General features: G+C 68.6%; 7 protein-coding genes. All 7 read right to left on the bottom strand.

The window, feature by feature from the left end:
- The coding region (locus tag H5T60_09835; protein MBC7242732.1) for an O-antigen ligase family protein at nucleotides 1–913 on the bottom strand (913 nt) is incomplete at its 3' end.
- A gap of 12 nt (nucleotides 914–925) precedes the next feature.
- Nucleotides 926–1345, bottom strand: a complete 420-nt coding sequence (locus H5T60_09830) for a hypothetical protein (protein MBC7242731.1) — start codon at nucleotides 1343–1345, stop codon at nucleotides 926–928.
- The gene (locus H5T60_09825; GenBank protein MBC7242730.1) at nucleotides 1338–2465 is read right to left on the bottom strand and encodes a glycosyltransferase; all 1128 of its coding nucleotides are present in this window, start codon (nucleotides 2463–2465) and stop codon (nucleotides 1338–1340) included. Before H5T60_09825 ends, H5T60_09830 begins: the two co-directional genes overlap by 8 nt.
- A gap of 3 nt (nucleotides 2466–2468) precedes the next feature.
- Nucleotides 2469–3614 carry a glycosyltransferase family 4 protein gene (locus H5T60_09820; protein MBC7242729.1) on the bottom strand — a complete coding sequence of 382 codons (1146 nt, stop codon included), beginning with the start codon at nucleotides 3612–3614 and terminating at the stop codon, nucleotides 2469–2471.
- Nucleotides 3611–5536, bottom strand: a complete 1926-nt coding sequence (locus H5T60_09815; protein ID MBC7242728.1) for a glycosyltransferase — start codon at nucleotides 5534–5536, stop codon at nucleotides 3611–3613. Before H5T60_09815 ends, H5T60_09820 begins: the two co-directional genes overlap by 4 nt.
- 9 nt (nucleotides 5537–5545) lie before the next feature.
- Nucleotides 5546–6913, bottom strand: coding sequence for a cellulase family glycosylhydrolase (locus tag H5T60_09810; protein MBC7242727.1), 1368 nt, complete (start codon nucleotides 6911–6913; stop codon nucleotides 5546–5548).
- Between the two features lie 78 nt (nucleotides 6914–6991).
- Nucleotides 6992–7228, bottom strand: a 237-nt coding sequence (locus tag H5T60_09805; GenBank protein MBC7242726.1) for a hypothetical protein, incomplete at its 5' end; no start/stop codon positions are given.

Genomic DNA, 7228 nt, shown 5'->3' with positions numbered 1-7228 from the left:
TGGCCGCGGCGCAGCCGACCGAGACACCGCCGGCAGTGGCGATGCCGATGGCGGCCGGCCAGTACGCCGGCGGCAGGCGCCATGCCAAGCCCATCGCCAGGACAACCGCCGCTCCCATTGCCCCGACCACGATCCCCCTGCCCCAGCGTGCACGCGGCGCCAGCGCCCGCAGGCCGGCCATCACAGCTCCTGCTCCCAGGGCCGCCCAACAGACCAGGCCGGCGGCTCCCTCTGTGAGCAGGATATCCAGCAGGACATTGTGCGCCCGATCCAGCAGAAGGGGCGCGGGATCCCCCACCGTAGGAGCACGGTACGCCAGATAATTCGGCAGGACCAGCCCCTGCACATCCGGGCCATATCCGAGGGCCAACCGCCACGCCGGCATGCCGTGCCGCAGGAACGAGACCAATTCGCCCCAAAACTCTCCTCTTTGCCGACCACTGCCCGTCGGGTCCAGCCAGCCGGCCGCTTCCGGCAGGGCAAGCCCCTGTGCCAAGATCCAGATGCCGGCCGCGGCCAGCATAAGGGATGCCGCCGCGCCCAGCAGTACGCCGGCCCAAAGCCGCCGGCGCGCGGCTGTCAGCGTCAGGGCCAGCGCGCCGGCCAGTGCCAGCCCCAGCCATGCCCCGCGCGCCCCGGACCGCCACAACAGCCACAACGCGATGCCCGTCCACACGGCCAGCCAGCCGGCATACCCCACACGCCGGGCGCGCCAGGCCGCCCACAGCTCCAGCCACAGCGCCGGCAGGACCAGCACCAGGAAGCTCCCCAGGAAATCGGGATTCCCCAGGCTGACAAAGGCTCGCCCCAGGAACGGGTCCCCCTGCCACATGCGGGGGAGCGGCCAGCCCAGTGCCCACCACACGCCGGCCAGCCCCACCCAGCTCCCCGTCAGCACGATCGCCCACCGCAAAAGCCGCCATCCCTAGGGGGAGCGCGCCAGCAGGCCGGCGGCGATAATGCTGATCATCAGCGCCAGTTGGGTGAATAGGCCGAATTCGCGGTGGGGACTGCCCCATATGCTCCAGCTCGACTGCACCGACCACAGCGGCGCGAGCAGGGTCAGCGCCGTCAGGCCGGCCAGTCCGAGGCGCGCCGGCAGGGGAACGCCGTTCCATAACCTGACCATTTCCGCGCGCATGCCCGCGGGGTCCAGCACTACACCGAGACCAAACCCGCCCAGCACCAGCAGTACCGCCAGCCGTGCTTTGTCCGGCTCAAAGCCGAAGCTGGTGGCCGGCATGCTCCACAGCGGGAGCGCGGCCAACGCACAGAGCAAGCCGGCCCATGTCCACCGCAGGCCGCCGAGCCTGGGAGATGCTGTCCCCTGGTTCCAATCAGCCATGACCCTCATCCAACCGCCGCAGGCTGGCGCGCGTCCGTTCCGCAACGGCGCCAGCATGTGCCTTGGCCGCGTCAGCCATCTCTCGACGCAAGACCGAATCCGCAAGCAGGTGCTCGATGGCATCCCCTGCGGCGCCGGCATCGCCGGCCGGCACCACCAGGCCCGTCACCCCATCCACCACAGCCTCGGCCACCCCTCCCGTGCGCCATGCCACCGCTGGGACGCCGCACGCCGCCGCCTCCAGATACACCATCCCGAACCCTTCCACCTCACCGTCCTCTTCATCGGGTGTCGGCAGGAGGACAAAGAGGTCGCTGGCAGTATATACCGCCGGCAAATCCGCATCCGGCACATCCCCCCAGAAGCGCACCGCATCCGCGATGCCCAGTGCCCGCGCCAGGGCTTCCAGCCGGCGGCGCTCCGGCCCATCCCCGACGATCCAGTACCGCAGGCCAGGAAAGCGCCGGCGCAGTCTAGGTACCAACGAGAGCATCACATGCACTCCCTTGCGCCGTTCCAGCCGTGCTACTGTCAGGAGCACAGGCCCGTCCCCACGCGCCGGCGCCGCCGTCCCGCCAGCCCCGGGGAGTCCGAGAAAAGGGTGAATGACCTCGATCTGCTGTTCCGGATACCCTGTCGCCGCCACAAGCCCCTGGGTAAACCCGCTGATCGCCAGCACGCGATCCGCTTTCTGCAGTGCGGCAGTGAGGAACGGCCGCGCCCACCAGCGCACTGCCGGCTTCCGGATATCATCGCCAAACGCCCAGATGCGGTAGGGCACGCCCCACCATTTATGAATCAGGCGCGCCGCTACCCCAAACGGCAGGGCCTGGCCGCATTCCAGCATCTGGAAGGGGTACCGCCGACGGAGCAAAGGGAACAGGCACAGTGGGAAGAGAAACTGCGTCAGCCGGCGCCAGCCAGGGACCCCGCGCCCGAGCGCCGGCCATCTCACGACCGGGAACGGCTGTCGAGCATCGAACTCCCGCGCCCCGGGCGCCGCCGGCGCCGCCACGACGATGCGCTCCGCGGCAAAAGATGCCCGCTGATACAGCCAGCTCTGGATGCCGCCGCGCGCCGGCGGGAACCCCAACGTCACCAACAAGATGTCCCGTTCCATGCACTATACGCGCCCGATGCGCTTCCCCCTTTGACCCGACCCCAGCGTGCGGTACAGCTCAACCCATTGGGGGAGTACTGCTTCGGCGCGATAGCGCGACCAGACATCGCGCCGGCCGGCCTCGCCCCATTCCCCAAGCCGTTCGGGGGCCGCCAGCGCCTCAAGCACCGCTTCCGCCAGCGCCGCCGCATCTCCTGGCGGCACCAGCCGGCCGCCCACCCCCTCGCGAACGATCTCCGGCAGGCCGCCCACGCGCGAGGCGCTGACCGGCCGGCCGAGCGCCAACGCCTCCAGCGCCGACAGGCCGAACGCCTCCCGGCGCGAGGGCACGATCACCAGGTCGCAGGCGCTCAGCCAGGGGCGGATATCCGGCTGAAAGCCGGCCCAGATGATACCATCTCCCGCCGACAGCCGGCGCTCTGGCCCGACCACCAATACTCTTGCGTCAGGCCGCTCCCTGCGTATGGGCAAAAAGGCTTTCAGCAAAACATCCAGCCCCTTCTCCCGGCTGTCCCGCCCGAAGTATCCCAGCACCGGCTGGCCCTCCGCCAGTCCCAGCCGCCGGCGCGTCTCCGCCCGCCACGCACCGGCATCCCCGGCCTCCCACCCCGGCTCGATAAAATTGGGCAAGTAGCGGATGCGCTCCGCCGGCACCCCCCACCGGCGCAGGAGCCGGCATTGATACTCCGACACCCCGACGACCCAGTCAAAGCGCGGCAGGAGCAGTCGGTCCAAAAGCTCGTACGAGCGCACCCGGGCGGTGGCGCCCGTATGCCCGTGACAGGTGCTTATGAGAGTTATGTCAAGTCCCCTCCCCCGCGCTGCCCATGCCAGCATATCACTGCGGTAATCGTTGCAGTGCACAGCCGGCGGGCGTTCCTGCCGGAACATGATGCGCAGGGAACCGACGGCTCTCGATGACCAGGGGGCGGGATCGGGTATCTGCACCGCCGGTACCCCCTGCGCCGCGGCGAACCGCGCGGCCGGGTGCTCGTCCGGCCGGCCGGGCCGCCGGCGGTACAGCAGGCCCAGCAGTGGCTGGAAGCCGGCCGCTGTCAGCGCCTGCGAGATATATATCAGCCGGCGCTCGATGCCGGCGCATTCGCCACTGCTTCGCAAGAACATCACCACCTGCCCCGCCTGCATCACCCAATCATAGGCTCCCGCCACAAGCGCTTGAGCACCCGCCACTGGAGTGCCGTTTTGGCGCGCGCCGCCGGCACGAACAGCCCGGCCGGCCCCATTATCGCCATCTTCATCAGGGATAACAGGGTGATCATCCAGCGGTAGGCATGCCCCGCCAGCCGGCCGTGTTGCTTGCGGAAATAGCGCAGGAGGCTGACCAGCGCCTGCACGCCGGCCTCCTCCGGACACAGGGCACTGCTTCTGCCCCCCAAATGAATCACCTTTGCCTGCCCCACATAATATACCTGCCAGCCGGCGGCGCGCAAGGCCTGACAAATGTCCATGTCCTCCGCATACAGGAAATAGCGCTCATCGAACCCGCCGACTGCCTCCCAGGCCGGCCGGCGCACGCACATCGCCGCCCCGGACACCGCCGGCGCCTCAGCGGTTTCATCTCCGAGCATGAGCGCAAGCCGGGAAAAGGATGGACCCCGCAGGCCGGCCTTTTCCAGCAGTTCCGTCCAGAGGGTGGGGAACCGCCGCGCAGAGAGGGGATACGTCCTGCCATCTGCCGTCAGCAGTTGGGGGCCGACAACCCCGGCCCGGGGATGATCTGCCATCCCATTGAGGAGCGCCTTCACCGCACCTAGCTCCACGACGGTATCGGGATTGAGGAACCAGAGATACTCCCCGCGCGCAAGCTGTGCGGCGCGGTTGGCCGCCGCGGCATAGCCCAGGTTCTCCGGGAAGGTCAGCACACGCACGTCGGGTGCCTGCCGGCACAGCCACTCGACCGTGCCGTCCGCGGAGCCATTGTCCGCCGCGATGATCTCCGCCGAAAGCCCCGCCAGCGCCGGCCGCAGGGATTCCAGACACCGTTCCAGCGCCGGCCGGCAGTTCCAGGTAACGATGATCACGGATAACTGGGGAGGCGCACCGGGTTCAGCACTGCCCAGGACCACAGGCGCGGGCGCCGGCCGCGCGCTCGCCCAGAGACCGCCCCCCGCCCCCCATATCTGTTCCAAGCCGGCGGCCAGGTGTGCCAACAGCCGTAACAAAGGTCCTACCCCCCGCAGATGGATCCCATGCGCAGAGGCCCAATTACGGATGCTCCCTTCCCAGCCGACCGCGGAAGGCCGCGAGCGCAGGATAACGTCCATATACCCCGTGTCCTGCAGGAGACGGCGCAGTGCCGCCGGCGTGAAATCACAGCGGTGCCGCGGCACGTCGAGATGCACCCACCACCGGCCGAAGACCCGCGCCTGCAGGCTGTCCAGATTGGGCACTTCCAGCAGTAACCGCCCCGCCGGCCGCAGAAGGCGCCGGGCCTCGGCCAGTGCAGTATGGGGAGAAAGGGTGTGTTCCAGGCTGTGCCAGAAGGTGATAACGTCGAACTGTGCGGAGGCAAAGGGCATTTGTTCGGCGCGGCCGGCGGCAAATGCCCCGTCATCCGGCGCGCCGGCAGAGCCGTGGATCAGCGCCGGCTCCAGCCCGAACGCGCGCCAGCCCAGGTCACGCATCGCGCAGACGTACTGGCCGGCGCCGCACCCCACGTCCAGCAGTCTGCCCCCAGGCACGTAAGGAGGGAGAAGGGACAGGCGGCCGGCAAGGGGCCATCCGACGAGCATACCGAGCCAGCGTGCCAGCCAGGTGGGAGCCGGCGCCGGATAGCCCTTCCAGGTGGAGAGGACCGCCCGTTTGAGCCAGCGCCGCCAGCCGGCACGCGCCGGCGCCCGCGCCAGCTCCACCGCCGGCAGAGGCGGCGCTTCCTTGGGGTCGGCGATCCAGGCCAGGCCGCAGTGCCGGCAGTACCGCAGGGTATATTCGCCGGGGGTGCCCAGCCGCCAGTCACGAAGCCCTTCCTGCTCCCTGTAGTCCCCACAGCCGCAGACCGGACAGCCGGCCGGCCTCTCATCTTGAGAAAGGGATTCCAGTCGCCAATCCATATGCTCTTTTCAGCGGGCGCCGCGGGACATGCGCGGCAGATAGGCCGCCGGCCCGGGGAGTTCCGAGCGCATCAGGGGATAGACGATGCGCGGGTCCGGTCCGACGGGAAAGCTGGTGATGCCGTCCCGCCGGCCGTCCAGGTCCTCGGGCGAACCATCCAGGACGCCGCTCCGCCGGCCGGCTTTGTCCACGATCCATACACCGTCGGCCGGCAGGGACATCGTCTGCGTGACCGTCTCGCTCCAGCAGACGAGCTTCTCTCGATCGCCGGCGTCGAACGCATAGGCCTCCAGCGTGCCCTGTGAGGCATCGCGCAGATAGGGCAGGCCGGCCAGCTCGCGGGTGAAGGTCTGATAGGCCGTGTACGAGGGCTTTGCAGAACCATCCGCCCGCAGGAGGCCGTACTTGCGCGGGTCGTTCGGGTCGTCCATCATCTCGAACCAGACGACGGCGCGCAGGCCGGCGGCGTGGGCGCGGGCATGGGCCTGCACCAGATAGCGACTGCTGGCCTCCTCGCTGTAATCCTGCCCATCCTCGGCCGGCCCCGCGCTGGGATAGCCCACCTCGGTCAGGATGATGGGTTTCTGCAGGCCGGCCTGCGCCATCTCCCCGCGCACATAGGCCGTCTTGCCGATGAGGTCTTTCCCGAAGGGGTCCCAGCGCCAGTGAAACGCCCGATAATAGTGGAAATTCATCAGGTCAAACTGCTTGCCGCCAGGGCTGTCCAGCACCTGGTTCAGGAACATATGGTTGAAATAGTCTTCCAGCAGTTCCAGCGCCAGGCCGCCGAAGACCACCTGTGCCTGCGGGTCAACGGCCTTCACCGCGGGGTAGGCCTGGCCCAGCAGTGCGGCGTATTGTGCCGGATATTGGCCCCAGCATCCGCCCTGCTGGTGCATATCGGGGCGCTGATTGTCCGGCTCGTTGTACAGCTCCCAATACTTGATGTGATAGGGCGCGCCGCTGTAGCGCGCCACTGCCGCCTGCAGGAAGCTGACCAGCCGGCCCGCCGGCACTTTATCGATCGGCCCACAGGGAGTCGTGGCCGCCCAAGAGGGGTTGTCACGCACGGTGACCATGATGGCAAAGCCGGCCTGCGCCATGGCGCCGAACAGTGCATCGTACTTGTCCCACACGTAGGTCGGTGGATCAGTGTTCGTCGGCTCGACCTCGGCCCAGCGCAGGTTGACCCGGATCAGCTCCGCGCCGGCATTCCCCGCCGGCGCCAGCAGGTCCCGCTGAGAAAGGATATCGCGGAACTGGATGCCGTAGAAGGGCAGTGCCGGCGTCTGGTCGGCGGTCGTCCCGCCCCCGGCCGGCCAAATTACCGCCGCCAATATCAGCACCGTCAGCAGTACAAGCGCTCGTCTTGCCATCCGCATGCTCCCTCTACTCTGTTACGTCGGACAGGCTCTCCCCAGCCCATTCAGGGAGGATAACACGCATCCCGTCGTCTACGGCGCCAGGATCAGGGGGAGCCAGAGGCGACCCCCGGCGGCCGGCGTCCCCGTGGGGGTGGGGTCAGGGTCCATGGTTGCTGTCGGCGTCCCAGTCGGCACTGCAGTCAAGGTCGCAGTAGGGGTCGAAGTGGCGGTCGGCGTCGGGGACGGCAAGATGGTGTCCGTCACCGTTGGCGTATGCGTGGGTGTTGGCGTGCCCGAAGCCCGTTCGACGAACACGGGGTCGCTCGT

Source organism: Anaerolineae bacterium, assembly GCA_014360855.1.
In the GTDB taxonomy this organism is placed as follows: Bacteria; Chloroflexota; Anaerolineae; order JACIWP01; family JACIWP01; genus JACIWP01.
Note: the sequence above shows the minus strand (reverse complement) of the source record. Positions and strands in the feature narration are given on the sequence as shown.